We start from the raw sequence: 24,504 nt of genomic DNA on the forward strand, positions 1-24,504 counted from the left end.
GCACCCCATTAACTCTTTTACTAAAAACCCCCCCCAAATCTCCCGTACAAAACCCCCCCGCCTAATGGCTCCTCGCCACCTACGGCACCCACCCCCCCCCCCCCCCCCGCCACAGCCACATGACGGAAGGGAGCGGTCAGCCCTTCTCGGCCTCGCCGGTCGCCTGCTCCATGGCGTCCTCGGGGGAGGCCTCCAGGTCCTGCTCGGCGTCGGCGCCGGCCTGGGCGCTGGCCTTGTCCAGGCGCACCCAGCTCGTCACGCTCTCCACCGCGAACAGCACGAACAGGTAGGCCGTCAGCACCGCCAGCACCGGCGTCAGCACGCCCAGCGCCGCACCGGCGCCGATGATCAGCAGGCGCAGCTCCCAGCCGAGCCCCGCGTAGAACACCCAGGCCGGCGGCCAGATGCTCTGCCGCGTCCGGTAGACGGTGTCGTAGGTGTGGTAGCCCACGACGTAGACCAGCACGAACAGCAGCCACTTGGGCGCGTCGGCGGCGAGGCCGACGACGATCATGGTGAAGAACTCGGTGCCGCGCAGCAGCGGCGGGGTGAGCCAGTCGAAGCGGCCCAGGTGGTCGCGCGGCGTCGTCGGCAGGACGAGCAGCAGCATGATCGCCACGGGCAGGAGCAGGATGGGGCCCGGCTGCAGCAGCCCGGCGAGGGTGATGCCCACGATGGCCGCGAGGGCCACGAGCGTGGAGGGGACGGGCGGCAGACCGGGACCGAGCTTGTCGGACAGCACGTGGGCCAGGGGGCCGTCGTCCCGGTAGGCGAGCAGGCGGGCGGTCTGGATGCGGCGGCGTTCCTCGTCGGGATCCGGCGTGGGGGTGGCCATGGCCTGCGGTTGGGTGATCATACGAGCGACCTCATGAGGCGTCCGGTGAGGGTATAGGCGGCGGCGACGGAGCCCCAGATCACCAAGGTGAGGAAGGTGATCCGGGCGTCGAAGAGGGCGGCGGTGATCGCGATGGCCGCGAACCGCTCGCCGATGGGGAACACGATCATCTTGCGTGCCCAGTGGACGGCGCGGAACTTGCCGGCCTTCGTCCACATCTTGAGCACGCCGCGCAGCCCCTGGCTGCGCTCGACCTTGCGGGCGGTCAGCTTCTGGCGCAGCTCACGGTCGTCGGGGGCGTCCAGCGCGGTCGTGGGCAGCGGGGACGGAGGCTTGCGGCGGTTGGAGATGCCGAAGGAGAAGTCGAGCAGGTGGCGTACGGACTGCAGGCCGATCGCGGCCAGTGCCAGGATCCAGATGTCGTCGCCGTTGCCGGAGACCACCCAGCCGATGGCCAGGCCGGCGAAGACCACGTATTCCTTGAACCGGTCGAACGTGGCGTCCAGCCACGCCCCCAGCACGCCGAACTTGCGGGCGTAGCGGGCGACCTGCCCGTCGACGCAGTCGAACACGAACGCGAAGTAGATCAGCACGCCGCCCAGCACCATCCACGGGCGGTCGCCCGTGGCGAAGCAGGCGGCCGCGGCCACGCCGAGCGCGATGGAGATCAGCGTGACCTGGTTGGGCGTCAGCCCCCGCCGCGCCGCCCAGCGGGCGATGAAGCGGGAGTAGGTGGAGACGAAGTAGGTGGTGAAGAAGCCGTCGGCGCCCTTGACCGCGTTGTTGAGCCGGGCGCGATCCTCGTTCATGCCGGCCATCTCGGCGCCGGCCTCGTTGATCTCCTCCTGGGTGGTGACCCGGCGGTAGAACAGGTCGCGGCGGCCCCGGATGCCGACCGACACGCCGTTGCGCACCAGGCCGAACACGATGAGCTGGAGGAGGTCGTCGTCCGCGCCGAAGCGGTCGGCCATGTCGGCCAGCTCGCGGCAGGTCTGCGCCAGTGTCGGCGCGTTGCGCGCGCTGATGTGGAGCGGGCCGAGCAGCACCGCGTTGGGCCTGGTCACGGCGTGGTTGGCGGTGCCCACCGACACCACGCGCGACTTGCCGACGCGGGAGCGCACCGGCAGCCCTTCGAGGCGGTTGAGACCGATCTCCGGCTCGGCCTCGTCGATCGGGATGCGCTCTTCCTGGCCGTTGTCTTCCTGGCCGTTGTCCTCCTGCCCCTCCTCTGTCACCCCCACCCGTGGCTCCTTGGCGACGAGCGCCAGCGCACCGCGCTTGGACTTGGTGATCTGGTAGATCAGCTCATCGTGGACGACCGAGTTCTCCGGGATGATGAACAGGCTCTCCGTTGCGGACTCGGCGACGTCGGCCAGGGCGCGCAGGCTGGTGGCCACGTCACCTGACTGGATCGTGGCCAGGCGCGGATCCATCGAAGTGAGCTGGCTGCGCAGCCGCTCGCCCACGGTGGGATTGCCGGGCAGCGCGGCCAGCCTCAGGCCGGTCGGAGAGGTGTCGGGGCCGGGCGAGGAACCCAGCAGGACCACGCGGGTCATGACTCCCTTTCGAGGCGGTAGCGGGGGGTTGAACAACGGGTAATGCGGGGACAGACGTCAAAGTCTAGTGAGAGTGACGCAAAGTCGCGTCACCAGAGCATGCCCGTAACGTCGCGTCCGCCGGTATAGAGAGCGGCCGTAAGATGTTCGAGTGAGTCTCTACCGTGACGAAGGCGTGGTCCTGCGCACACAGAAACTCGGTGAGGCCGACCGCATCATCACCATCCTGGCCAAGCGTACGGGCAAGATCAGGGCGGTGGCGAAGGGCGTGCGCCGCACGACGTCGCGCTTCGGGGCCAGGCTTGAGCCGTTCACCCATGTCGACGTGCAGTTTCACGTCGGCAGGACGCTCGACGTCGTCACTCAGGCGGAGACGATCAGGCCCTACGGCGAGGCCCTGGCGGCCGACTATCCCCGCTACACCGCCGGCAGCGCGATGCTGGAGACCGCCGACCGGCTGACGCACGGGGAGAAGGAGCCGGCGCTGCGGCAGTTCCTGCTGCTGGTGGGCGGGCTGCGCACGCTCGCCGAACGGGGCCACGAGGCCAGGCTGGTGCTGGACGCGTATTTCCTGCGGTCCCTGGCCGTGGCCGGCTACGCCCCCGCGCTGGAGGCGTGCGCCAGGTGCCAGGCACCGGCGGTCAGGGCGTTCGCCATCGTGGCTGGTGGCGTGGTGTGCGGGGCCTGCCGGCCGGCGGGTTCGGCGGTGCCGGCGGGGGAGACGATCGGGCTCATGACGGCCCTCCTGCGCGGCGACTGGGCCACCGCCGACGCCTCCGAGTCACGCCATCGCAGCGAGTGCAGCGGCCTGGTCGCCGCATATCTGCAATGGCACCTCGAACACGGAATACGCTCTCTCCGACACGTCGAAAGGGAGCCTGCGTGAACGTAAGACCACCGTCCCCGCATCCGTCGGGCGCGACCCCTCCGCCGATCCCCCGGGAGCTGGTGCCGCGGCACGTCGCCGTCATCATGGACGGCAACGGCCGCTGGGCCAAGGCTCGCGGGCTGCCGCGCACCGAGGGGCACAAGGCGGGTGAGTCCTCGTTGTTCGACGTCATCGAGGGCGCTCTTGAGCTGGGCATCACCTATCTGAGCGCGTTCGCGTTCTCGACCGAGAACTGGCGGCGCTCGCCCGACGAGGTGCGCTTCCTCATGGGCTTCAACCGCGACGTCATCCGGCGCCGGCGCGACGAACTCAACGCGATGGGCGTCCGCGTGCGCTGGGCGGGCAGGCCGGGGCGGTTGTGGAAGAGCGTCATCTCGGAGCTGCAGACGGCCGAGGAGATGACGGTCTCCAACCGTGAGCTGACGTTGCAGTTCTGCGTCAATTACGGCGGGCAGGCCGAGATCGTCGACGCGGCGCTCAAGCTGGCCCAGGACATCGCGGCCGGGCGGGTCAAGCCGAGCAAGGTCAACGAGAAGGTCTTCGCCCGCTACCTCGACGAGCCCGACATCCCCCCGGTCGACCTGTTCCTGCGCTCGTCGGGTGAGCAGCGGTTCTCCAACTACCTGCTGTGGCAGTCCGCGTACGCCGAGATGGTGTTCCTCGACCGGCTGTGGCCGGACTTCGACCGCAGGGACCTGTGGGAGGCGTGCGAGATCTACGCCAAGCGCGACCGCCGCTACGGCGGCGCCATCCCCAACCAGGTCTAGCCCCACACCGCCGGGAACGTTCCGAAGCCTGGGCGGGCCGGATGCCGGTGGACGGCCCGCAGGGCCACCGTGATCGCCGGTGCGCGCGAGGCGGCCCCCGGGGCGACGGCGGGTCGCCTGGCGGGCGTCAGCACCCCTCCAGGGCCGCGCGGGCCTGGAGCGTGGTCATGGGCGGCACCGGGAGGGGGCGGGCCGCGCCGGCGCGCAGGCCGTCGAGGGCCAGGGCCAGGTGCCGTCGCCAGGCTCCCGGCGCCACCTCGTGCGTCGCCCGCACGGTGGCCCCCACTCCCCAGATCACGAACGCCATGTCCGTCAGCGTGACGTCGCTCCGCAGCCCACCTGATTCCTGGGCGCGTTCGAGCAGCCGCCGCATCAGGGCGTGTCCGGGCCCGGTGGGCGCACCGCGTACGGCGAGGTCGTTGTAGCCGAGGTCGGCGGCCTGCAACTCGCACACGCCGGTCAGGAACCCCACGAACCCCTCCCAGGCGTCGGCGGCCGTCAGCGCCCGCTCGGCGAGCCCCGCCACGGTCGCCATCCGATCCTCGAACACCGCCGCCACGAGATCGTCCCGCGCGGGGAACCGGTTGTAGAGCGTCCCGATGCTCACCCCCGCCTCCCGGGCGATCTCTTCGAGCGGCACGTCGAGCCCCCGGTCCGCGAACAGCCGCCGGGCGGCGGCCAGCAGGCGCTCGCGGTTCTGTACGGCGTCCTTGCGCATGAACGCGAAGTCTAGCTAAGTTGAGGACTCTCTCAACTTGAGGAGGCCCTCAACTTATGTCCCGCACCATCGTCATCACCGGCGGCACCAGCGGCATCGGCCTGGCCCTGGCCCGCCACCACACGGCCCGCGGCGACCTGGTCATCGCCGTGGGCAGCGGCGAGGCCGGCGGCCGGCGCCTGCGCGACCAGGTGCCGAAGGCCCGCTTCGTCCAGGCCGATCTCAGCTCCGTCGCCGGGACGCACGAGCTCACCGACCGCCTGCGCGCCGACCATCCGGTGATCGACGCGCTGGTGCTGGCGGCGTTCAGGTACAACCCGGCCCGCGTCGAGACCCCCGAGGGCCTGGAACACACCTTCGCCCTGTACGTCGTGAACCGCTGGCTCATGGCCGAAGGGCTGCGCGACTCCCTGGAGCGGGCGCCGGCTCCGGTGATCGTCAACCTGTGCGGCGCGGGAGCCCGCCGGCCCGGCCGCATCCGTTGGGACGACCTCCAGCTCACGGCCGGCTACGGCGCGATCGCCGCGACCATGCAGGGCGCCAGGGCCGGCGAACTGCTGGGCACGGCCTACACGGCGGAACGGACGAGATATGTCCTCTACAACCCGGTCTTCGTGGCCACGGGCGGCCTGCACCAGCCGTTCCGGCAGCCGTTGCGCGGGATCGTGCGGGTGCTCTCGGCCGCGTTCGCCCAGCCGGTGGCCAGGGCCGTGCCCCCGATCGCCGCGCTCGTCGACCGCCCGCCCGCCGAGCGGCTGACGGCGTACAGGAAGGGCCGGCCCGTCGTGCTCAGCGTGGACCGCGAGGAGGCGCTGCGCCTGGAGGAGATCGTGCGGGCTCAGGCGCGGCGGCGGGCGCGGTAGGCCGCCACGTGCATGCGGTTGCCGCACGTGCGGCTGTCGCAGTAGACGCGGGAGCGGTTGCGGGACTCGTCCACGAAGACGCGGTCGCAGTCGGGGGCCGAGCAGGTGCGCAGGCGTTCGACCTCGCCCTCCACCAGCAGGTGCGCCAGCGCCACCCCGCAGTCGGCCGCCACGTGCTCGGCCAGCGTGGAGTCGGCCGCGAAGTAGTGCACGTGCAGCGGGTGCCCGTCGTGCTCGGTGAGGCGGGGGGTGATCCGGGTGTCCGACAGCAGGGCGTTGAGCGTGCGGACGGCCGTCGGCTGATCGGGAGCGGTGAAGACGCGGTGGAACGCCTCGCGCACGATGCGCACCTGGCCCAGGTCGCGGGTGGTGAGAGTGCCGATCCCGCTGATCTCGCGGGCTTCCACGAACGCCTGCAAGTCGCTCAGGCCCGCCAGGCCCTCGTCGCCGCCGGTCGACGGCGAGGTGTTGACCAGCTCGACGACGGTGGCCAATGAATGCACCATGTCATGGCCAAACGGCATGTTGACTCCTGTCCGGGCCGGGTTCTAGCGTGGTCGCAGCGTATCTCCTGCATGGGATTCCGGGGGTCTCCATGAGCGCACATCGCCGTATCGTGCTGATCGCGATCGCCGGTGCCCTCATCATCTCCACCTCCGGCCCCTTGGTAAGGCTGTCTGATGTATCGCCGGCGACCTCGGCGTTGTTCCGTTGCGCGTACGCCGTGCCGCCCATGCTGTTACTGGCCTGGCTCGAGCGGCGCAGGCTGGGGCCGCTGCCCGTCAAGGGGCTGATACCGGCCTGGCTGGCCGGCGTGGTGTTCGCGTTCGACCTGCTGTTCTGGCATCACGCGATCGACTACGTGGGCGCGGGGCTGGCGACCGTGCTGGGCAATCTGCAGGTGTTCATCGTGGCGTTCGCCGCCTGGGGGCTGTTCGGGGAGCGGCCGTCCACGCGGCTGATGATCGGGACGCCCGTGGTGTTCGCCGGGGTGGTGCTGATCTCCGGGGTGTTCGACAGCGCCGCCTACGGGAGCGATCCCATGATGGGGGTGCTCGCGGGGGTGGCGACGTCGCTCTCCTACGCCGCGTTCCTGCTGCTGATGAAGGGCGGGCCCGAGCGGGCGGCGGGGCCGCTGGCGCACGCGACCGTGGTGGCCACGGTCCTCATCGCGCTGCTCAGCCCCCTGTTCGGTGGCGCGGACTTCACGCCGAACTGGCCGGCGCACGGATGGCTGCTGCTGCTCGCGCTCGGCCCGCAGGTGATCGGATGGTCGCTGATCACCTTCTCGCTGCCGCGCCAGCCCGCCGCGCTGACGGCGCTGCTGCTGCTGGTGCAGCCCATGATGACGGTGGCGATCTCGGCGCTGGCGCTCGACGAGCGCCCGTCGCCGCTGCAGCTCACCGGATGCGCGGTGATCGTGCTGGGCGTGCTCTACGGCTCCCGCCGCCCCAGGCCCGCCGCGGTCGTGGCGGAGAAACCCGAGGAGCCCGTGACGGCCGTCCCCTAGCCCACCCTGGCGGAGGTGGAGCAGGACGAGCAGGTGCCGAAGACCTCGACCGTGTGCGTGATCTCGGTGAACCCGTGCTCGCTGCCCACCATCTCGGCCCAGCGCTCCACGGCGGGCCCGGCCACCTCGACCGTACGGCCGCAGCGGCGGCACACCAGGTGGTGATGGTGGGTGTCGGTCGCGCAGGCCCGGTAGACCGACTCGCCCTCGTCGGTGCGCAGCACATCGACCTTGCCGCCGTCGGCCAGCGCCTGCAGCGCGCGGTAGACGGTGGTCAGCCCGATCTTGGCACCGTGCAGGCGCATCTCGGCATAGACGTCCTGCGCGCTGCGGAAACCCTCACTCTTGCGGAGAGTGTCGTGCACGGCATCGCGCCTCGTCGTCATGCGACCTCCTCGACGCGCAGCGTTGGTCGCTCGCTCAATGTCGACTCCTGGGTACGGCCTCGCCGTACGAATCTACCGACACCGAGGGCCAGGACGAAGCCGGCGAGCGCAAGAAGCACGATCGCGGCCCCGGGCGGAACCTTCGCGGAGTAGGTGGAGGCCAGCAGGCCGCCCACGGAGGCCAGCACCCCGAACAGCATGGCCAGCCCCATCGTGGCCCGGAACCCGCGCGTGAGCTGCTGGCTGGTGGCCACCGGGATCACCATCAGCGCGCTGACCAGCAGCAGGCCGACCACCCGCATGGCGATCACGACGGTGAGGGCGGCGGTGATGGCGATCAGCAGGCTGAGGAAGCGCACGGGCAGGCCGCTGGCCTTGGCCATCTCCTCGTCCTGGCAGAGCACGAACAGCTCCCTGCCGAAGATCAGGACCACCGCGATCACGGCCACGGCCAGCGCCGCGATCACCCAGATGTCCTCGGGCGTAACGCTCGCGATGGCCCCGAACAGGTAGGAGTTCAGCTTGGCGTTGCTGCCCCCCGGCGCGATGCCCATGAGCATGACGCCGCCCGCGATCCCGCCGTAGAACAGCAGCGCCAGCGCCACGTCACCGCTGGTCCGGCCGCGTGCCCTGACCAGTTCGATGGCCACGGCGCCCACGATGGAGACGATGACGGCGGTGAGCACGGGCGCGGTGCCGGTCAGGAAGCCCAGCGCCACGCCGGTCAGCGCCACGTGCCCGATGCCGTCGCCCAGCAGGGCCAGCCGGCGCTGCACGATGAACGTCCCGACCGCGGGCGCGCAGAGCCCCACCAGCAGCGCCGCGATCAGCGCGAGCTGGAAGAGCTCTTCCTGGAGAAGTTCGAAGATCACCTTGGTTCCCCCTGCCACCCGGTGAGCGGTCCCGAGACCGGCCCGGCGACATGCTCCGGGGCGTGCGGGTGCTGATGCTCGTGGCCCGGCCGCGCGCAGTCGCCCTCGGGGCGCGGCGGCCGGCCGTCGTGGGCGACGCGGCCCTCGCGGATCACCACGCCGCGCGTGATGACCGGTTCGAGCGGGCCCAGCTCGTGTGCCACCAGCACCACGGTCCTGCCCTGCGCGACCAGCCCGGCCAGCGTGTCGGCGAGCAGGCGCTGGGTGTCGGCGTCCACGCCGGCGGTGGGCTCGTCCATCACGTACGTGTCCGGCTCCCCGGCCAGCGCGCGGGCGATGAGCACCCGCTGCTGCTGCCCCCCGGACAGCGACTGGACGGGGTCGTTGGCGCGGCCGGTCAGCCGGACGGCCTCCAGCGCGCTCGTCACGGCGTCCCTGTCGGCCGCGCTGGTCCTGCGGAAGCGGCTCTGCCTGGCGATCCGGCCCGAGGCGACGACCTCGCGCACGGTCGCGGGCACGCCGCCGCCGACCTGGAGCCGCTGCGGCACGTAGCCGATGCGCCACCAGTCGCGGAACCTGCCGGGCGGGGCGCCGTACAGCAGGGTCTGGCCGGCGGTCAGCGGGGTGAGGCCGAGCAGCGCGCGGACCAGCGTCGACTTGCCCGAGCCGTTGGCCCCCAGAAGGGCCACGACCTCCCCGGGACGGACGGTCAGGTCGACTCCCCGCAGGACGGGCTTGCCATCGAAGGAGACCCGGCCGTCGGTCATCGCGAAGGCCGTTTCGCTCATGCCGTACACCCCAGTGCTGTTTGTAGGGTTTTGAGGTTATCGCGCATGGCGGACAGGTAGTCCCCGGAAGGCTTGCTCTCGAGCGGGTCCAGCACGGCCGTCTTCGCGCCGACCTGGCTCGCCAGCACCTCGGCCACCTTGGGGCTGACCAGGGACTCGGTGAAGATCGTGGTGACGCCCTCGGCCTTGGCCAGCTTGGCCACCTCGGAGATGCGCGTGGGCGACGGCTCGGTGTCGGGGTCGAGCGTGATGCCGACCTGCTTCAGCTTGTAACGGTCGGCCAGGTAGCCGAACGCCTCGTGCGCGGTGACCAGCGTCTTGGTCTTGCACGAGGCCAGGCCCTTCGTGAACTCCTGGTCAAGGGTGCCGAGCGTGGCCGCGGTCGTCGCGGCGCGGTCCTTGTAGCCCTGGGCGTGCGCGGGGTCGGCCGTGGCCAGGCGGTCGGCGAGCTTGGTGGCGACGGTGGCCAGGCGGGAGGGGTCGAGCCAGATGTGGGTGTCGTAGGCGACCTCCTCGTGGCCGGGCTCCTCCTCCTCGTGGCCGTGCTCGCCGGCGGGCAGCGTGGTGACGGCGGTGGCGGCGTCGAAGCTCGTCTCCTCGGACACCGCGTCGTCCACGGCCGGCTGGACGCCCTTGACGTAGACGGTCAGGGCGGCGTTCCTGATGTCGGTGACCTGCTGGATGCCCAGCTCCAGGTCGTGCGGCTCGACGCCGGGCGCGGTCAGCACGCTCACCTGCGCGTCGGGCCCCCCGACCTGCTCGGTCAGCCACTGCAGCGGGTAGAAGGCGGCGACCACCTCGGGCCTGCCCGCTCCGGAGGGGGTGGCCGTCTCGGCGGCGCCGGATCCGCAGGCAGTGAGGGTGAGCAGGGTGGCTCCGGCCAGCAAACCGGCAGCACTCGACCGGGAAAATCCTGACATCATGTGAGTCAGTATGCGTCAAAATGAAAACGGTTGTCAAAATCCGCCGACCGGATGAGTGGGGTGCCGCCGGCGGCCAGGGGGCCCGGGCACGCCGTGCGGCACCCCGTTTCATCACCCCGGTGATCGTGCGCCGGCGGAGCCGTCGCCGGCGCCCGAGGTGACGTTCAGTCGCCGCTCGCCCGTGTAGACGTTCATCGAGTCGCCGCGCAGGAACCCGATGAGCGTCAGCCCCTCCTCCGCGGCCAGGTCGACCGCGAGCGAGGAGGGCGCCGAGACGGCGGCGAGCACGGGGACACCGCCCATGACGGCCTTCTGCACCAGTTCGAACGACGCCCTACCGGACACCATCAGCACGGTGCCCCGCAGCGGGAGCCGCCCGTTCCGCAGCGCCCAGCCGAGCAGCTTGTCGACGGCGTTGTGCCGGCCCACGTCCTCGCGTACGCACAGCGGCTCGCCGTCGGCCGTGAACAGGCCGGCCGCGTGCAGGCCGCCGGTCCTGTCGAAGACCCGCTGGGCCGCACGCAGTCGCCCCGGCAGACCCGCCACGGTCGACTGCGTCAGCTCGACCGGGTCCTCACCCGCGCTCCAGCGAGCCACCGTGCGTACCGCCTCCAGCGACGCCTTGCCACAGACGCCGCAGGAGGAGGTGGTGTAGAAGTTGCGGGGCTCGGGTGCCCGCACGCCCGGCGCGAGCCGCACGTCCAGGACGTTGTAGGTGTTCTCGCCCGCCACCGTCGCGCCCGCGCAGTAGCGGATCGTGGCGATGTCGTCGGCCGCCCCCACGGCGCCCTCGCTGACCAGGAACCCGGCGGCCAGGTCGAAGTCGTCGCCCGGGGTGCGCATGGTGACGGTCAGCGGGGTGCCGTCGAGGCGGATCTCGAGCGGCTCCTCGGCCGCCAGCGAGTCGATGCGGCTGACACTGGCGGTGTCCTTGACACGGATGATGCGCTTCTTGACGGCGACCCTAGACATGGCCGGCCCCGGAGCGGCCCTCGACCGCCGCGGCCACCGAGCCGCGCCGCGGCGGCGGGGCGAACCCCGGCGACCGCACCCCGGTGTCGTACGAGTCCGGCCGCCGAGCCGTCGTCAGCCCCAGTGGGTACTCGTCGTCCACCGGCGGGGCGGGCCGCGGCACCGCGAACGGCGCCGGCGCCCCCCGCTTGACCGGGTCGCTCTCCCACAGCCTGCCGTGCAGGTAGGAGGGCTCCAGCGAGTCCTCCGACGGGCACGGCCACTGGATGCCCCGCAAGTCGGCCAGCCGTTGGTAGGTCATGCCCCGGTGCTGCGGCGACAGGGCGCGCAGCTCGTTCCAGACCTCCTCGGGGCCGTCGTAGGCCCAGTCGTGGCCCATCCTGCGGGCGATCTCGCACACGATCCAGATGTCGTCGCGCGCCTCGCCCGGCGGCTCCAGGGCCTTGTGGACCCGCTGGACCCGGCGCTCACTGCTGGTGAACGTGCCGTCCGCCTCGCACCAGGCGGCGCCGGCCGGCAGCACCACGTCGGCCAGCTGGGCGGTCTTGGTGCGGAAGATGTCCTGGACGACGAGGTGGTCGAGCATGGACAGGCGCTTGACGCAGGCCGGCGAGCCGGCCTCGGACCGCGCCGGGTTCTCGCCGATCATGTAGCAGGTGGTGACCTCGCGCTTGGCCATCGCCTCCAGCATCTGGGTGAGGTCGAGCCCGTACCGGGGCTGGATCGGCCGGCCCCAGACGCCCTCGAACCGTTCCCTGGCCTCCGGGTCGAGGATGTCCTGGAAGCCGGGCAGGCGGTCGGGGATGGCGCCCATGTCGCCGCCGCCCTGCACGTTGTTCTGGCCGCGCAGTGGCGACAGGCCCGAGCCGTAGCGGCCGACGTGGCCGGTCAGCAGGGACAGGTTGATCATGGCCCGGACGTTGCCGGTGACGTTGTCGTGCTCGGTGACGTCGAGCGTCCAGCAGAGCTGGGCCCGGTCGGCGCGGGCGTAGGCGTGGGCCAGCTCACGGATGGCGTGGCCGGGCACCCCCGTCACCTGCTCGGCGGCACTGAGCGTCCATGGCTCGACGTACTCCCTGAACTCCTCGAACCCGACCGTGGCCCGTTCGATGAACGCCACGTTGTGCAGCCCGGCATGGATGATCTCGCGGGCCACGGCGTGGGCGAGGGGGAGGTCGGTGCCCACGTTCAGGCCCAGCCAGAGGTCGGCCCACTGGATGGTGCCGGTGCGGCGGGGGTCCACCGCGAACATGCGCGCGCCCTTGCGGATGCCCTTGAGCACGTGCTGAAAGAGGATGGGGTGGGCGTTACGGGCCGCCGAACCCCACATGATCATCACGTCGGTGTCCTCCACCTCCTGGTAGGAGGAGGTGCCCCCGCCGCTGCCGAACACGGCCGACAGCCCGGCCACGCTGGGGGCGTGGCGGGCGCGGTCGCAGGAGTCCACGTTGTTCGTACCGATCACCACGCGGGTGAACTTCTGCCCGACGTAGCTCGTCTCGTTGGTGGATCGGGCGCCCGACAGCATGGCGAAGCTGTCGGGGCCATGCCGTTCGATGTTGCGGCGGAAACCGTCGGCCGCTCGATCCAACGCCTCATCCCATGCCGCCTGGCGCAGAACGCCGTCCTCGCGCACCAGTGGATGGGTCAGGCGGTCACAGCCCATGATCCCCTCCATTCTGTATACAATCTACGGTATTCCGAGCTAGACCGCACGGACGAGATTCTCGTTCAGCAGGTCGCTCACGGCGTGGATCGCGCGCAGCGTGGGCACCTCGGCGCCGGTCAGGTCGGCCAGTTCGACCACCGCCGCGAGGAGCACGTCGAGCTCCAGCGGTTTGCCCTTCTCCAGGTCCTGGAGTGTGGACGTCTTGTGCTCGCCCGCCTTCTCCGCGCCGCGCAGGCGGCGCTCGATGGAGATCCCCGGATCGCAGCCCACCCGCCGGGCCACCTCCACGGTCTCCGTCATCATGGCCACGACCAGCTCCCTGGTGCCGTCGTGGCGGCAGATCCCGGCCATCGTCGCCCTGGCCAGCGCGCTGATCGGGTTGAAGGCGATGTTTCCCATGAGTTTGATCCAGACGTCCCGGCGGAGGTCACGCTCCACCGGGCACTTCAGCCCGCCCGCGACCGCCGCCTCGCTGAAGGCGGCGCATCGCCCGGTCAGCGCGCCGCTGGGCTCGCCGATGGAGAAGCGGGTGCCTTCGAGGTGGCGGATCACGCCCGGCTCCTCGATCTCGGTGGCCGCGTAGACGACGCACCCGATGGCGCGCTCCAGCGGGAGCGCGGTCGTCACCGCGCCGCCCGGGTCGACGCTCTCGATGCGGTAGCCCTCGTACGGGCCCTTGAGTCCGTGGAAGTACCACCACGGAATGCCGTTCTGCGCGGCGATGATGCTCGTGGTCTCGTGCAGAAGCGGCTCGATCATGGGGCCCGCGAAGGCGTAGCTGTTCGCCTTGAGGCCCAGGAAGACGTGGTCCACCGGACCGACCTGGGTGGGGTCGTCGGTGGCATGGGGATGGGCGGTGAAATCGCCCCTGGGGGTGAGCACCCGCACACCGGCGCTGCGTATCGCCTGGAGGTGCTGGCCTCTCGCGATGAGGTGCACCTCGACTCCCGCCCGGTGGAGGGCGGCCCCCACGTATGCGCCGATGGCGCCGGCGCCAAGAACAGCGACCTTCATGCTCGCGCTCCGTTCTCGCGTCGGGTTGTCAGCACGGGGCCCCGTAGCTCCGGTGGCCGCTCGATCCGGCCCGCCGTCAGTACGGGGCCCCCGTGACATGCGGCGAGTCGCTGGACACGATCTCACCGTGCATTCGGTATACAGTATGGAAAAACTAGGGTCAAGGAGCGTGCGTGTGACCGTTCTCCGGCATGGACCAGTGGTGGAAGCGATGTCATGGGGCTCCGCGCGCGCGGTCGCGGCCGGGGCGGCCTGTCCGTTGCGGCCCGCTTCGGTGCCGCTCCAGGAGGCGCTCGGCTGCAGGTTGGCGGCGCCTTTACGGGCGCTGGTCGCGGTGCCGGGGGCCGACGTCTCGGCGATGGACGGCTACGCGGTGGCCGGGGCCGGGCCGTGGCGGGTGGTGGGCCGGGTGCTGGCCGGGGGAGCGCCGCACGGGGGCTCGCTGGGGGCGGGGGAGGCCGTGGAGATCGCCACCGGCGCCCCGGTGCCCGAGGGGACCGAGTCCGTGGTGCCCTATGAGCGCGCGACGGCCGACGGGATGTGGGTCGACGCCGCCGCCGGTGCGGCCGGCGTCGGCGGTGTCGTCGGCGGTGTGGCCTCCTCTGTGGCCGGTGGTGTGGCCGGTGGTGTGGCCGGTGGTGTGGCCGGTTTGGGCAGGCACGTCCGGCGGCGTGGTGAGGACGTCGGCCAGGGTGCCGTTGTGCTGGGGGCGGGCGCGGTGGTGACGCCCGTGGTCCTCGGGCTGGCCGCCGCCCTCGGTCATGACCTGCTGGAGGTGCGTCCGCGTCCGCGCGTGGCCGTGCTGGTGACGGGGGACGAGGTCGTGCACGAGGGCCTGCCCGCGCCGGGGAGGGTGCGCGACGCGATCGGCCCGTTCCTGCCGGGCCTGGTGGCGTGGGCGGGCGGCCGCGTCGTGGCCACGGAACGGCTCCCCGACGGCCCCGCCGCCCTCCGCGCCGCCCTCGGCGCGGGTGCGGGGGCCGAGGTGCTCGTCGTGTGCGGGGCCTCGTCCAAGGGACCGGCCGATCATCTGCGGGCCGTGCTCGGCGATCTCGAGGCCGAGGTGCTGATCGACGGCGTGGCCGTACGGCCCGGGCATCCCCAGGCCCTGGCCCGCCTGTCCGGCGGACGGCTCGTCGTGGGCCTGCCGGGCAACCCGTTCGCGGCCCTGGCGGCGGCGCTCACGCTGCTCGCCCCCGTCCTGCGCGAGCTGGCCGGGATCGCGGTCACGAGGGAGACGAGTGCGCTGGCCGGAGTCGTGCGGGCACACCCCGTGGACACCCGGCTGGTCCCGGTCAGAAGGTCCGGCCGGGGAGCCGTTCCGGTGGGGCACGACCGGCCCGGGTCACTTTGGGGGGCGGCGCTGGCCGACGCGCTGGCGGTTGTCCCTCCGGGGTGGTGCGGTGAGCAGGTCGAGCTGATCGAGTTGCCCCAGGGGGGCTAGACAGGCCGATCCGGAGGGAGTAACCATTGCGTTCATACGGTATGCAGTATGCGGAAGACAGAGAGCTTAGTCGCCGGGAAAGGGTGGCATGATGTCGGAAACGATCTCTGGCGGTCATCTCGTAGCCAAGGCACTCAAGGCCGAGGGCGTGGAAGTGATCTACACGCTCTGCGGCGGCCACATCATCGATATCTACGACGGCTGCGTCGATGAGGGCATCGAGGTCATCGACGTACGCCACGAGCAGGTGGCCGCGCACGCGGCGGACGGCTACGCGCGCATCACCGGCAAGCCCGGTTGCGCGGTGGTCACCGCCGGACCGGGCACGACCGACGCGGTCACCGGCGTGGCCAACGCCTTCCGCGCCGAGAGCCCGATGTTGCTCATCGGCGGGCAGGGCGCGCTGAGCCAGCACAAGATGGGCTCGCTGCAGGACCTGCCGCACGTGGACATGATGACCCCGATCACCAAGTTCGCCGCGACGGTGCCCAGCACGGAACGGGTGGCCGACATCGTGTCGATGGCCTTCCGGGAGTGCTACCACGGCGCGCCGGGGCCGTCCTTCCTGGAGATCCCGCGTGACGTGCTGGACGCCAAGGTGCCGCTGGAGAAGGCGCGCATCCCGGCGGCCGGCCACTACCGGGCCTCCACGCGCCAGCAGGGCGACCCCGAGGCCATCGAGCGGCTGGCCGACCTGCTGGCGCACGCCGAGAAGCCGTGCATCCTGCTCGGCAGCCAGGTCTGGACGTGCCGGGCCACCGACGCGGCCATCGACTTCGTCAGGTCGCTGAACGTGCCGGCGTACATGAACGGCTCCGGGCGCGGCACGCTCGCGCCCGGCGACCCGCACCACTTCCAGCTCAGCCGCAGGTACGCCTTCACCGAGGCCGACCTCATCATCATCGTCGGCACCCCGTTCGACTTCCGCATGGGGTACGGCAAGCGGCTCTCGCCGACCGCCAAGGTCGTCCAGATCGACCTCGACTACCGCACTGTCGGGAAAAATCGGGACATCGACCTGGGGATCGTGGGCGACGCCGGCCTCATCCTCGCCGCCACGGCCCAGGCCGCCAGCGGCCGGATCGAGAACGGCGTGGCCCGCCGCAAGGAGTGGCTCGACGAACTGCGCGCGGTCGAGACCCAGGCGTACGAGAAGCGCCTGCCCCGCCAGCTCTCCGGCGCCCAGCCCATCGACCCGTACCGCCTCGTCCACGAGATCAACGAGTTCCTGACCGAGGACACCATCTACATCGGCGACGGAGGCGACATCGTCACCTTCTCCGGCCAGGTCGTCCAGCCCAAGTCGCCCGGCCACTGGATGGACCCGGGACCGCTCGGCACGCTCGGCGTCGGCATGGCGTTCGCGATGGCCGCCAAGCAGGCGCGGCGCGACAAGGAGGTGCTGTGCCTGTTCGGCGACGGCGCCTTCAGCCTGACCGGCTGGGACTTCGAGACCATGGTCCGCTTCGACCTGCCGTTCATCGGGGTCATCGGCAACAACTCCTCGATGAACCAGATCAGGTACGGCCAGGCCGCCAAGTACGGCGAGGACCGCGCCCGCGTCGGCAACACCCTCGGCGACATCCGTTACGGCGAGTTCGCCAAGCTGCTCGGCGGCTACGGCGAGGAGGTGCGCGACCCGGCCGAGATCCGCCCCGCGCTCGAACGGGCGAGGCAGTCGGGCAAGCCCTCGCTGATCAACGTCTGGGTCGATCCAGAGGTCTACGCCCCCGGCACCATGAACCAGACCATGTACAAGTAGGGGATCACCGACATGAAGGCTCTCGAAGGTGTCCGCGTCCTCGACATGACCCATGTCCAGTCCGGCCCGTCCTGCACCCAGATGCTCGCCTGGCTTGGCGCGGACGTGGTCAAGCTGGAGGCTCCCACCGGCGACATCACCCGCCAGCAGCTCCGCGACGTGCCCGGCGTGGACAGCCTCTACTTCACGATGCTCAACTGCAACAAGCGCAGCATCACGCTCAACATGAAGAGCGAGCGCGGCAAGGAGATCTTCACCGAGCTGGTGAAGAGCGCCGACATCCTGGTGGAGAACTTCGGCCCGGGCGCGGTCGACCGCATGGGCTTCCCCTGGGAGCGTCTCCAGGAGCTCAACCCCCGCCTCATCTACGCCTCGATCAAGGGCTTCGGCGCCGGCCGGTACGCCAAGTTCAAGGCGTACGAGGTCATCGCCCAGGCCATGGGCGGCTCGATGAGCACCACGGGCTTCGAGGAGGGCCCGCCGCTGGCCACCGGCGCCCAGATCGGCGACTCGGGCACCGGCATCCACGCGGTGGCCGGCATCCTGGCCGCCCTCTACCAGCGTCAGCAGAGCGGGCGCGGGCAGCGCGTACAGGTGGCCATGCAGCACGCCGTGCTGAACCTGTGCCGCGTCAAGCTCCGCGACCAGCAGCGGCTGGCACACGGCCCGCTGCGCGAATATCCGAACAGGACGTTCGGCGACGAGGTGCCCCGCTCCGGCAACGCCAGCGGCGGCGGCCAGCCGGGCTGGGCGGTGCGCTGCGCCCCCGGCGGGCCGAACGACTACATCTACGTCATCGTCCAGCCGGTCGGCTGGAAGCCGCTCTCGTCCATCATCGGCCGTCCCGAGCTGGCCGAGGACCCCGAGTGGGCGACGCCGGAGGCGCGGCTGGCCAAGCTGGACAAGATGTTCCAGCTCATCGAGGAGTGGACGATCCGCCACGACAAGTGGACGGTCCTCGACCGGCTCAACGCCGAGAACATCCCCTGCGGGCCGATCCTGTCCACCAAGGAGCTCGTCGAGGACGAGAGCCTGCGTGAGGAGGGCATCGTCGTCGCGGTCGACCACCCCCAGCGCGGGGAGTTCGTGACCGTCGGCAGCCCGCTGCAGCTTTCCGACTCGCCGGTGGACGTGGTCACCCCGCCCCTGCTCGGCGAGCACAACCAGGAGATCTACGGCGAGCTCGGCGTGAGCGCGGACGAGCTGGCCGAACTGAAGACGAACGGAGTCATCTAGTGGCCGGCAGGGAAGTCATCGAGAAGGCGCTCGCCGAAGGGCGCACGGCCCTGACCGCCCCCGAGGGCCGCGAGCTGTGCCAGGCGTACGGCATCGCCACCCCCGGAGAGGGGCTGGCCACCTCGGCCGACGAGGCCGCGCGGCTGGCCGGGGAGATCGGGCTCCCGGTCGTCCTCAAGATCGTCTCCCCCGACATCCTGCACAAGACCGACGCCGGCGGCGTGCTGGTCGGGCTGAAGACGGCCGAGGAGGTCAGGGAGGGGTACGACACCATCCTGGCCAACGCCCGCGCCTACGACCCCAACGCGAAGATCGACGGCATCCAGGTGCAGCAACTCGTCGGCGGCGGGCACGAGGTCATCGTCGGCGCGGTCACCGACCCCACCTTCGGCAAGGTCATCGCCTTCGGTCTGGGCGGTGTCCTGGTCGAAGTACTTAAGGACGTGACCTTCCGACTTGCCCCGGTTTCGGGTGATGATGCGCTTGGGATGCTGGACGACATCAGAGCGGCCGAGGTGCTGCGTGGGGTGCGTGGGGCCGAGCCCGCCAACCGGGAGGCCCTGGCGGCGCTGATCGAGCGCGTCGGCCGGTTGGTCACCGACATCCCCGAGATCGTCGAGGTGGACCTCAACCCCGTCTTCGCCGACGCCCACGGCGCGGTCGCCGCCGACGTGCGCATCCTCATCGGCGAGCCGGCCCCCGAGGTCGCCCGGCTGTCGCGCGAGGAGATCCTGCGGCAGATGAAGCGGATCTTCAAGCCGCGCTCGGTCGCCGTGATCGGCGCCTCGGCCGAGGCCGGCAAGATCGGCAACTCGGTCATGAGCAACCTCATCAACGGCGGCTACCAGGGGCAGATCTTCCCGATCAACCCCAAGGCCGACGAGATCATGGGGCGGACGGCGTACAAGAGCATCTCCGACGTGCCCGGCGACGTGGACGTGGCCGTGTTCGCGATCCCGGCCAAGTTCGTGGCGGCCGCGCTGGAAGAGGTGGGCGAGAAGGGCGCGGCCGGGGCGATCATGATCCCGTCGGGGTTCGCCGAGACCGGGAACGTCGAGGGCCAGCAGGAGATCGTCGAGATCGCCCGCAGACACGGCGTGCGCATGCTCGGGCCCAACATCTACGGCTACTACTACACGCCGGAGAACCTCTGCGCGACGTTCTGCACCCCGTACGACGTCAAGGGCAGCGTGGCGCTGACCTCGCAGAGCGGCGGCATCGGCATGGCCATCCTGGGCTTCAGCCGCACCACCAAGATGGGCGTGTCCGCCATTGTCGGCGTCGGCAACAAGGCCGACGTGGACGAGGACGACCTGCTGACCTTCTTCGAGCAGGACGACAACACCAAGGCCGTGGCCATGCACCTGGAGGACCTCAAGGACGGGCGCGGCTTCGTCGAGGCCGCCCGCCGGGTCGTCAAGGAGAAGCCGGTCATCGTGCTCAAGGCGGGCCGCACCGCGATGGGCGCGCGGGCCGCGGGCTCGCACACCGGAGCCCTCGCCGGCGACGACAAGGTCTACGACGACATCCTGCGCCAGGCCGGCGTGGTGCGCGCCCCCGGGCTGAACGACATGCTCGAGTACGCCCGCGCGCTGCCGATCCTGCCGGCGCCCCAGGGCGAGAACGTCGTCATCATCACCGGGGCCGGCGGCTCGGGCGTGCTGCTCTCCGACGCCATCGTGGACGCCGGGCTCACGCTCATGGACATCCCGCCCGACCTGGACGCGGCCTTCCGCGCCTACATCCCGCCCTTCGGGGCGGCGGGCAACCCCATCGACATCACCGGCGGCGAACCACCCTCGACCTACGAGAACACGGTCCGCCTGGGCCTGGCGGACGAGCGGATCCACGCGCTCGTCCTGGGCTACTGGCACACGATCGTGACGCCGCCGATGGTCTTCGCCGAGCTCATCGCCCGTGTCGTGGCGGAGGAGCGGGCGAAGGGCAATGTCAAACCGGTCGTGGCGTCGCTCGCCGGCGACACCGAGGTTGAGGAGGCCAGCGAGTACCTGTTCGAGCACGGCGTGGTCGCGTACCCGTACACGACTGAGAAGCCTGTCGCGGTCCTCGGTGCCAAGTACCGCTGGGCCAGGGCTGCCGGACTGCTGCGCTAAGAGCCGAGCGCGACGGTTACCGGTGAGGGGGCTATTCGGGGCAGCGCACGGGGGGCCGCGTCCAGCGGTCCGCCGCAGGCAGCAGATTCATCTGCGCCTACGAGGAAGGCAACAACCCCCCAGGAGGTCCGTAGGTGGACACATCGAACACACCACCGGCGACTGCCACGCCGCCGGTCGAGGATCAACGAGTATGGAAAGCGGGCCGGCTTGAGCCGATGCCCATCAGAAAGCTGCCCGACGCGCCTCCGTCGGTGCACATTCTCGGGCCGACGGTCTTCCTCGTCGCGCTGGGCGTGGGCATGGGCGAGTCGTACATGTGGCCCCGGCTGGTGCTGCTGTTCGGGCCCGAGATCAGATGGCTGTTCCTGATCGGCGTCACCCTGCAGGCCGTGGTGATGCTGGAGATGGCACGCTACGCCATGGCGACGGGGGAGAGCATCTTCTCCGGCGCGGCGCGGGTGTTCAAGCCGCTGATGTGGTTCTTCTTCATCGTCGCGATCGCCGTCTACATCTGGCCGGGCCACCTGTCGGCGGGAGCGGCGGCGTTCGAGGAGATCACCGGAATACCCTGGATGGTGACCGCGATCGCCGGGTTGATCCTCGTCGGCGTGGTCTTCACCCTGGCCAAGGTGATCTACAACCTGCTCGAGAACGTGCTCTCCTTACTGATCGGGGCGCTCGTCCTGGGCACGGCCGTGGTCGCGGCCATGGTCGGCTCCTGGGGTGACGTGGTCACCACGATCACCGGCATGTTCTCCTTCGGCTACCTGCCGCCGGAGGCCCTGTCGGCCGCCTGGTTCCCCGTCATCGTGGGCGCGTGCGCGTTCGCCGGCCCGTCGGGCATGCAGCAGATGTGGTACACGCTGCACCTGCGCGACTCCGGCGCCGGCATGGGCGCGCACATCCCGCAGGTCCGCGGGCTGCGTCACGCGAGCGAGCAGGAGGAGATGCCCTCGCGCGGGTTCATGTTCGACACCGAGGACCCGGCCGAGATGGCCAAGTGGAAGGGCTGGCGGCGCTGGGTCACGTTCGACGCGCTGCTGCTGTTCTGGGGCATCACGATGCTGGTCACGATCTCCTTCACGGTGATCGCGCAGGCGGCGGTGCGGCAGAACCCGGCCGTGCGCACGGCCATTCAGGGCGACGACCGGGAGGTGGCGCTGACCGCGATGGCCAACGCCGTCTCCTCGGCGGGCAGTTCGGTACTCGGGGCCGTCTTCCTCGGGTTCATCGCGCTGATCGGCCTGAACGCGACGCTCGGCCTGTTCGACTCCTTCTCCCGGGGTCAGGCCGACATGACCTACAACTTCATCCCGGGTTCGAAGAAGCTCGGCATGTCCCGCCTGTACGGCATCTTCCTCTGGGGCGTGATCCTCTTCGGCATCCTGATCCTGCTGTTCGGGCCGGCCGACGGTCCCAGCGGGATCCTGGACACGCTGGCGTTCCTGTCGACGTTCGCGATGGGCGCGTACTGCGTGACGCTGCTGCTGGTGAACAACCGGATGTTGCCCAAACCCATCAGGCCGAAGTGGTGGACCAACGTGATCATCGGGTTCGGCGCGGTGTTCTACCTCGGCATGCTGTTCTACAGTCTGTTCGCCTACGGCGTGGTCGTGGGCTGATGGAAGGACGGCACAGCCTCGAACTCGCCCTGCCAGGGGCGTCGATCGGAGCCGTCGCCGGAGCCATGGCCGGTGGGCTGACCCTGCTCGCGGGGCAGTCCACCGGGATGGCGGCGCTGTCGGCCCTGGCGCTCGCCGTACCGCTCGGCCTCTTCGGCGGGCTGTACGGCGCGCTCCTCGGCCATGGCGTCTTCCGGCCGGGGACCTTCGGGCCCGTCGGGCTCTACTGGATGGTGGCCTTCCCCGTCTCCCGCCTCATGCAGGAGACGCTGGCGCCGACCGGGGTCGGCATGGCCGACGGCGTACCGCTGTTCCTGGCCTATCAGGCGATGGTCAGCCTGGGCTTCGCGATCGGCTTCGTGTGGCTGCACGAACGCCTCATGCCGCACTGGCTCCTCCGCCGGGCAGGCGACAACCCGCTCGCCGCGGAACTGCTGGGCCAGTACGTGCGCTACGCCCAGATGGTGCGCACACGGAAGGGGGCGCGTAAGTGAACCTGCCCGTGTGGATCTGGCTGGCCACGATCGGCGGCTTCTGCCTCGTGCTCGCCTTCGACTTCTACCTCGTCGCCCGCAATCCCCACGAGCCCTCCTTCAAGGAGTGCGTGGCCTGGGTGTCGTTCTACGTCGGCCTGGCCGTGGCCTTCGGCGTCGGACTGCTCCTGCTCTCGGGCCCCGCGCACGGAGGGGAGTTCTTCGCCGGGTGGATCACCGAGTATTCGCTCAGCGTGGACAACCTCTTCGTCTTCCTGCTGATCATGAGCAGGTTCCAGGTGCCACGGCAGTATCGCCAGAAGGTGCTGCTCATCGGCATCATTCTGGCGCTGGTCATGCGCGGCGGCTTCATCGCGGCCGGCGCGGAGGCCGTGACCAGGTTCGACTGGCTCTTCTACGTGTTCGGCGCCTTCCTCGTCTACACCGCGTGGAAGCTGATCGGGCACGAGGAAGAGGAGGCGGAGTTCTCCGAGAACCTCGCCCTGCGCACGGTGCGCCGGGTCCTCCCGACGACGGACACCTACCACGGTGCCCGGCTCACCGTGCACCACGGCCGCAGGATGGTCACCCCGATGCTGATCGTGATGGTCGCCATCGGGACCACCGACCTGCTGTTCGCACTGGACTCCATCCCGGCCATCTTCGGGCTGACCAAGGAGCCCTACCTGGTGTTCACCGCCAACGCCTTCGCCCTCATGGGGCTGCGGCAGCTCTTCTTCCTCATCGGAGGGCTGCTCGACCGGCTCGTCTACCTGAGCAAGGGCCTGTCGGTGGTGCTCGCCTTCATCGGCGTCAAGCTGATACTCGAAGCCCTGCACCACGACGGTGTTTCGTGGGCGCCGGAGATCCCGATCATGGTGTCTCTCGGCGTCATCCTCGGCACCCTCGCGGTGACCACGGTGCTGAGCCTGCTCAAGTCGGCTCGCGACGCGAAGGTGAAGGAGCCCGAACCCGCGGATCGCTGACCGGCCGCGCGCGGGGGCGGAGGCTGCTTTCGGGTGGCCGCCCCCCTGCCGCGGCTCAGTGCCGCGGGCTCTTGCGCGTGTCGTGCTCGGTGCTCCACTCAGGGCTCCACTGGCGCAGGTAGCGGTCCGCGTCGTCCGCGGAGTAGTGCTTTCTGAGGGCCGCGCTCAGGCCGACGCCGATGGCTCGGCCGTCCGCCGCCTGACCCATGGGATCACCAAGGAGAAAGCGGATGAACGCCTTCATGGTCATGCACCTCCGATCCGTGTGGCTCCACCCTCTACCCGAGGTGTTTCGGAGCATGTGGTGTTCTGTGAACGTCTCGTCAACCGGTGCCGCCGGTGCCGCCGGGCTCGCCGGCCTCGTCAGCCGAGCTGTCGCGGCCGGCGGCGGCGTACGGGCTTGGGGGCGGGCTCCACCGGCTCGCTCTCGCGCTGCTCCATGTAGGAGGCGCGGGTGTGCTCGGTGTGCTCGCGCATGATCTTCGCGGCCTTGCGCTCGTCGCCCGCCTCGATCGCGTCGATCAGCGAGGTGTGCTCGTCCCACGAGGCCATGCCGCGCTGCCGGGCCACCGGCGTGTGATACCACCGCACCCGCCTGGCCACCTGCGCGGCCAGCTCGGCGAGGACCCTGTTGCCCGACAGGGCGGTGACCAGGTGGTGCAGCTCGGAGTTGGTCGCCACGGCGCCGTCGACGTCGTCGGACTGCACCGCGGCGATGCCCCGGGCGCACAGGGCGCGCAGCCGCTTCACCCCGTCCTCGCCCGCGTGCTGGGCGGCGAGCCTGGCGGACTCGGTCTCCAGCAGCGTGCGGACGGCGAGGAGCTGGTCGGCCTCCTGCAGCGTGGGCACGTGCACGAAGGCGCCCTGGCCGGGGTGGAGATCGACCCAGCCCTCGCCGCTGAGCTGCTGCAGCGCTTCGCGGACCGGCTGCCTGGAGACGCCGAGCAGCGCCGCCAGCTCGCTTTCCACCAGATGCTGGCCGGGCTTGAGCTGGCTGGAGACGATGAGCTCTTGGATAGCCTCGATCACGCTCTCCCTGAGCGTGGCGGGGCGGGGGATCTTGGCGGCCGCCGTCTGACCGGCCTGATCGGACAGCAACATG

At 70.6% G+C, this 24,504-nt stretch carries 24 protein-coding genes; 11 read left to right on the top strand and 13 right to left on the bottom strand.

The genetic code is table 11. The features are described from left to right. Positions 1 to 136: 136 nt before the first annotated feature. Positions 137 to 856, bottom strand: coding sequence for a DUF5941 domain-containing protein (locus tag AB0I15_RS09360; protein ID WP_358092207.1), 720 nt, complete (start codon positions 854 to 856; stop codon positions 137 to 139). Further along, positions 853 to 2,391, bottom strand: a complete 1,539-nt coding sequence (locus AB0I15_RS09365; protein WP_358092209.1) for a CDP-alcohol phosphatidyltransferase family protein — start codon at positions 2,389 to 2,391, stop codon at positions 853 to 855. The genes AB0I15_RS09360 and AB0I15_RS09365 overlap by 4 nt, the downstream gene beginning before the upstream one ends. A gap of 151 nt (positions 2,392 to 2,542) precedes the next feature. On the opposite strand from AB0I15_RS09365, the gene recO reads away from it, so the two are divergent. Next, positions 2,543 to 3,277, top strand: a complete 735-nt coding sequence (recO, locus tag AB0I15_RS09370) for a DNA repair protein RecO (RefSeq protein WP_358092211.1) — start codon at positions 2,543 to 2,545, stop codon at positions 3,275 to 3,277. Further along, positions 3,220 to 4,047, top strand: coding sequence for an isoprenyl transferase (locus tag AB0I15_RS09375; protein ID WP_358092213.1), 828 nt, complete (start codon positions 3,220 to 3,222; stop codon positions 4,045 to 4,047). Before recO ends, AB0I15_RS09375 begins: the two co-directional genes overlap by 58 nt. Before the next feature lie 127 nt (positions 4,048 to 4,174). Here the strand turns inward: AB0I15_RS09375 and AB0I15_RS09380 are convergent, their stop codons facing one another. Next, the gene (locus AB0I15_RS09380) at positions 4,175 to 4,765 is read right to left on the bottom strand and encodes a helix-turn-helix domain-containing protein (RefSeq protein WP_358092215.1); all 591 of its coding nucleotides are present in this window, start codon (positions 4,763 to 4,765) and stop codon (positions 4,175 to 4,177) included. Positions 4,766 to 4,821: 56 nt separating this feature from the next. On the opposite strand from AB0I15_RS09380, the gene AB0I15_RS09385 reads away from it, so the two are divergent. Further along, positions 4,822 to 5,628 (top strand): SDR family NAD(P)-dependent oxidoreductase, encoded by an 807-nt coding sequence (locus AB0I15_RS09385; RefSeq protein ID WP_358092217.1) that lies wholly within the window; start codon positions 4,822 to 4,824, stop codon positions 5,626 to 5,628. Here AB0I15_RS09385 and AB0I15_RS09390 read toward each other — a convergent pair. Next, a complete protein-coding gene (locus AB0I15_RS09390) occupies positions 5,604 to 6,152 on the bottom strand; it encodes a CGNR zinc finger domain-containing protein (RefSeq protein ID WP_358092219.1) in 549 nt (182 codons plus the stop codon). The genes AB0I15_RS09385 and AB0I15_RS09390 overlap by 25 nt on opposite strands. 71 nt (positions 6,153 to 6,223) lie before the next feature. On the opposite strand from AB0I15_RS09390, the gene AB0I15_RS09395 reads away from it, so the two are divergent. Then, positions 6,224 to 7,138: a DMT family transporter gene (locus AB0I15_RS09395; RefSeq protein WP_358092221.1), complete on the top strand. Its 915-nt coding sequence runs from the start codon at positions 6,224 to 6,226 to the stop codon at positions 7,136 to 7,138. Here AB0I15_RS09395 and AB0I15_RS09400 read toward each other — a convergent pair. The 7 genes from AB0I15_RS09400 to AB0I15_RS09430 all read right to left on the bottom strand — a co-directional run bounded on the left by AB0I15_RS09400 (position 7,135) and on the right by AB0I15_RS09430 (position 13,762). Next, positions 7,135 to 7,524 (bottom strand): transcriptional repressor, encoded by a 390-nt coding sequence (locus AB0I15_RS09400; protein WP_358092223.1) that lies wholly within the window; start codon positions 7,522 to 7,524, stop codon positions 7,135 to 7,137. The genes AB0I15_RS09395 and AB0I15_RS09400 overlap by 4 nt on opposite strands. Then, positions 7,521 to 8,393: a metal ABC transporter permease gene (locus AB0I15_RS09405; protein ID WP_358092834.1), complete on the bottom strand. Its 873-nt coding sequence runs from the start codon at positions 8,391 to 8,393 to the stop codon at positions 7,521 to 7,523. The genes AB0I15_RS09400 and AB0I15_RS09405 overlap by 4 nt, the downstream gene beginning before the upstream one ends. After that, positions 8,393 to 9,184, bottom strand: coding sequence for a metal ABC transporter ATP-binding protein (locus AB0I15_RS09410; RefSeq protein WP_358092225.1), 792 nt, complete (start codon positions 9,182 to 9,184; stop codon positions 8,393 to 8,395). Before AB0I15_RS09410 ends, AB0I15_RS09405 begins: the two co-directional genes overlap by 1 nt. Further along, entirely contained in the window at positions 9,181 to 10,107 is a 927-nt protein-coding gene (locus AB0I15_RS09415) for a metal ABC transporter substrate-binding protein (protein ID WP_358092227.1), read from the bottom strand. The genes AB0I15_RS09410 and AB0I15_RS09415 overlap by 4 nt, the downstream gene beginning before the upstream one ends. A gap of 111 nt (positions 10,108 to 10,218) precedes the next feature. Then, positions 10,219 to 11,079 carry a formate dehydrogenase accessory sulfurtransferase FdhD gene (fdhD, locus tag AB0I15_RS09420; protein ID WP_358092229.1) on the bottom strand — a complete coding sequence of 287 codons (861 nt, stop codon included), beginning with the start codon at positions 11,077 to 11,079 and terminating at the stop codon, positions 10,219 to 10,221. Then, positions 11,072 to 12,745 (bottom strand): molybdopterin-dependent oxidoreductase, encoded by a 1,674-nt coding sequence (locus AB0I15_RS09425; protein ID WP_358092231.1) that lies wholly within the window; start codon positions 12,743 to 12,745, stop codon positions 11,072 to 11,074. The genes fdhD and AB0I15_RS09425 overlap by 8 nt, the downstream gene beginning before the upstream one ends. Before the next feature lie 39 nt (positions 12,746 to 12,784). Further along, positions 12,785 to 13,762: a 2-dehydropantoate 2-reductase gene (locus AB0I15_RS09430; protein ID WP_358092232.1), complete on the bottom strand. Its 978-nt coding sequence runs from the start codon at positions 13,760 to 13,762 to the stop codon at positions 12,785 to 12,787. A 211-nt stretch (positions 13,763 to 13,973) separates the two neighbouring features. Here AB0I15_RS09430 and AB0I15_RS09435 point away from each other — a divergent pair, with 211 nt between their 5' ends. The 7 genes from AB0I15_RS09435 to AB0I15_RS09465 all read left to right on the top strand — a co-directional run bounded on the left by AB0I15_RS09435 (position 13,974) and on the right by AB0I15_RS09465 (position 23,402). After that, the gene (locus AB0I15_RS09435; RefSeq protein ID WP_358092234.1) at positions 13,974 to 15,206 is read left to right on the top strand and encodes a molybdopterin molybdotransferase MoeA; all 1,233 of its coding nucleotides are present in this window, start codon (positions 13,974 to 13,976) and stop codon (positions 15,204 to 15,206) included. 88 nt (positions 15,207 to 15,294) lie between these two features. After that, positions 15,295 to 16,968, top strand: coding sequence for a thiamine pyrophosphate-binding protein (locus AB0I15_RS09440; protein ID WP_358092236.1), 1,674 nt, complete (start codon positions 15,295 to 15,297; stop codon positions 16,966 to 16,968). Positions 16,969 to 16,980: 12 nt separating this feature from the next. Further along, on the top strand, positions 16,981 to 18,204 hold the full coding sequence (frc, locus tag AB0I15_RS09445) for a formyl-CoA transferase (RefSeq protein WP_358092238.1): 1,224 nt from the start codon (positions 16,981 to 16,983) through the stop codon (positions 18,202 to 18,204). Beyond that, positions 18,204 to 20,318, top strand: a complete 2,115-nt coding sequence (locus AB0I15_RS09450) for an acetate--CoA ligase family protein (RefSeq protein WP_358092240.1) — start codon at positions 18,204 to 18,206, stop codon at positions 20,316 to 20,318. Before frc ends, AB0I15_RS09450 begins: the two co-directional genes overlap by 1 nt. 218 nt (positions 20,319 to 20,536) lie before the next feature. Continuing rightward, positions 20,537 to 21,943: an Nramp family divalent metal transporter gene (locus AB0I15_RS09455; protein ID WP_358092242.1), complete on the top strand. Its 1,407-nt coding sequence runs from the start codon at positions 20,537 to 20,539 to the stop codon at positions 21,941 to 21,943. Beyond that, positions 21,943 to 22,437: a hypothetical protein gene (locus AB0I15_RS09460; protein WP_358092244.1), complete on the top strand. Its 495-nt coding sequence runs from the start codon at positions 21,943 to 21,945 to the stop codon at positions 22,435 to 22,437. Before AB0I15_RS09455 ends, AB0I15_RS09460 begins: the two co-directional genes overlap by 1 nt. Continuing rightward, the gene (locus tag AB0I15_RS09465; protein WP_358092246.1) at positions 22,434 to 23,402 is read left to right on the top strand and encodes a TerC family protein; all 969 of its coding nucleotides are present in this window, start codon (positions 22,434 to 22,436) and stop codon (positions 23,400 to 23,402) included. The genes AB0I15_RS09460 and AB0I15_RS09465 overlap by 4 nt, the downstream gene beginning before the upstream one ends. Before the next feature lie 55 nt (positions 23,403 to 23,457). Here AB0I15_RS09465 and AB0I15_RS09470 read toward each other — a convergent pair whose 3' ends face one another. Both AB0I15_RS09470 and AB0I15_RS09475 read right to left on the bottom strand, forming a co-directional pair. Further along, positions 23,458 to 23,646, bottom strand: a complete 189-nt coding sequence (locus AB0I15_RS09470; RefSeq protein ID WP_358092248.1) for a hypothetical protein — start codon at positions 23,644 to 23,646, stop codon at positions 23,458 to 23,460. A gap of 119 nt (positions 23,647 to 23,765) precedes the next feature. Beyond that, the gene (locus AB0I15_RS09475; protein WP_358092250.1) at positions 23,766 to 24,503 is read right to left on the bottom strand and encodes a GntR family transcriptional regulator; all 738 of its coding nucleotides are present in this window, start codon (positions 24,501 to 24,503) and stop codon (positions 23,766 to 23,768) included. Position 24,504: the final 1 nt, after the last annotated feature.

The organism is Nonomuraea sp. NPDC050643 (assembly GCF_040654715.1).
Classification (GTDB): Bacteria; Actinomycetota; Actinomycetes; order Streptosporangiales; family Streptosporangiaceae; genus Nonomuraea.

Excerpts from the sequence above, each read along its gene's own strand:
- AB0I15_RS09470 (WP_358092248.1), bottom strand. The coding sequence starts at position 23,646 with ATGAAGGCGTTCATCCGCTTTCTCCTTGGTGATCCCATGGGTCAGGCG.
- AB0I15_RS09475 (WP_358092250.1), bottom strand. The coding sequence starts at position 24,503 with ATGTTGCTGTCCGATCAGGCCGGTCAGACGGCGGCCGCCAAGATCCCC.
- fdhD (WP_358092229.1), bottom strand. The coding sequence starts at position 11,079 with ATGTCTAGGGTCGCCGTCAAGAAGCGCATCATCCGTGTCAAGGACACC.
- AB0I15_RS09400 (WP_358092223.1), bottom strand. The coding sequence starts at position 7,524 with ATGACGACGAGGCGCGATGCCGTGCACGACACTCTCCGCAAGAGTGAG.
- AB0I15_RS09410 (WP_358092225.1), bottom strand. The coding sequence starts at position 9,184 with ATGAGCGAAACGGCCTTCGCGATGACCGACGGCCGGGTCTCCTTCGAT.
- AB0I15_RS09425 (WP_358092231.1), bottom strand. The coding sequence starts at position 12,745 with ATGGGCTGTGACCGCCTGACCCATCCACTGGTGCGCGAGGACGGCGTT.
- AB0I15_RS09360 (WP_358092207.1), bottom strand. The coding sequence starts at position 856 with ATGATCACCCAACCGCAGGCCATGGCCACCCCCACGCCGGATCCCGAC.
- AB0I15_RS09385 (WP_358092217.1), top strand. The coding sequence starts at position 4,822 with ATGTCCCGCACCATCGTCATCACCGGCGGCACCAGCGGCATCGGCCTG.
- AB0I15_RS09375 (WP_358092213.1), top strand. The coding sequence starts at position 3,220 with ATGGCACCTCGAACACGGAATACGCTCTCTCCGACACGTCGAAAGGGA.
- AB0I15_RS09390 (WP_358092219.1), bottom strand. The coding sequence starts at position 6,152 with ATGCCGTTTGGCCATGACATGGTGCATTCATTGGCCACCGTCGTCGAG.
- AB0I15_RS09435 (WP_358092234.1), top strand. The coding sequence starts at position 13,974 with ATGTCATGGGGCTCCGCGCGCGCGGTCGCGGCCGGGGCGGCCTGTCCG.
- AB0I15_RS09440 (WP_358092236.1), top strand. The coding sequence starts at position 15,295 with ATGATGTCGGAAACGATCTCTGGCGGTCATCTCGTAGCCAAGGCACTC.
- AB0I15_RS09430 (WP_358092232.1), bottom strand. The coding sequence starts at position 13,762 with ATGAAGGTCGCTGTTCTTGGCGCCGGCGCCATCGGCGCATACGTGGGG.
- AB0I15_RS09455 (WP_358092242.1), top strand. The coding sequence starts at position 20,537 with ATGCCCATCAGAAAGCTGCCCGACGCGCCTCCGTCGGTGCACATTCTC.
- AB0I15_RS09365 (WP_358092209.1), bottom strand. The coding sequence starts at position 2,391 with ATGACCCGCGTGGTCCTGCTGGGTTCCTCGCCCGGCCCCGACACCTCT.
- frc (WP_358092238.1), top strand. The coding sequence starts at position 16,981 with ATGAAGGCTCTCGAAGGTGTCCGCGTCCTCGACATGACCCATGTCCAG.
- AB0I15_RS09395 (WP_358092221.1), top strand. The coding sequence starts at position 6,224 with ATGAGCGCACATCGCCGTATCGTGCTGATCGCGATCGCCGGTGCCCTC.
- AB0I15_RS09380 (WP_358092215.1), bottom strand. The coding sequence starts at position 4,765 with ATGCGCAAGGACGCCGTACAGAACCGCGAGCGCCTGCTGGCCGCCGCC.
- AB0I15_RS09460 (WP_358092244.1), top strand. The coding sequence starts at position 21,943 with ATGGAAGGACGGCACAGCCTCGAACTCGCCCTGCCAGGGGCGTCGATC.
- AB0I15_RS09415 (WP_358092227.1), bottom strand. The coding sequence starts at position 10,107 with ATGATGTCAGGATTTTCCCGGTCGAGTGCTGCCGGTTTGCTGGCCGGA.